Origin of the sequence: Paraburkholderia sp. SIMBA_053, from assembly GCF_046534895.1 — a bacterium.
In the GTDB taxonomy this organism is placed as follows: domain Bacteria; phylum Pseudomonadota; class Gammaproteobacteria; order Burkholderiales; family Burkholderiaceae; genus Paraburkholderia; species Paraburkholderia caledonica.
The window spans coordinates 1-272 of sequence record NZ_JAWRXU010000679.1 but is presented as its reverse complement, the minus strand read 5'-3'; the positions used below and the strand labels follow the sequence as shown (position 1 = coordinate 272).

1 protein-coding gene is annotated in these 272 nt (G+C 32.4%); it reads left to right on the top strand.

The genetic code is table 11. The features are described from left to right. Positions 1-15: 15 nt before the first annotated feature. Positions 16-272 (top strand): hypothetical protein (locus SB753_RS37300; RefSeq protein WP_410805172.1); only part of this gene is annotated, 257 nt, incomplete at its 3' end.

Here is a 272-nt window from a genome sequence, read left to right as displayed (position 1 = left end):
AAAAATGAATATTTTATGATTAAAAAGTTAACCTCAACGTTTATTGCGTTTGCATCTATGCTAATTTTTTGCAGTTTTGAAGCGGTAGGCTTATCGGATATAAAAAAACAGCAAGATAACATAGAGCGTAAAATTCTTTATAATAAAAAGAAACACACGATAACATTATCATGGTCAGAATTTGGAGGCTCAGGAAATTACATAATTACACGGGGAGGAAGTCGTCTGGCATCAGGATATCTGCAAATTGGTTCTACTTCTAAACTTACATT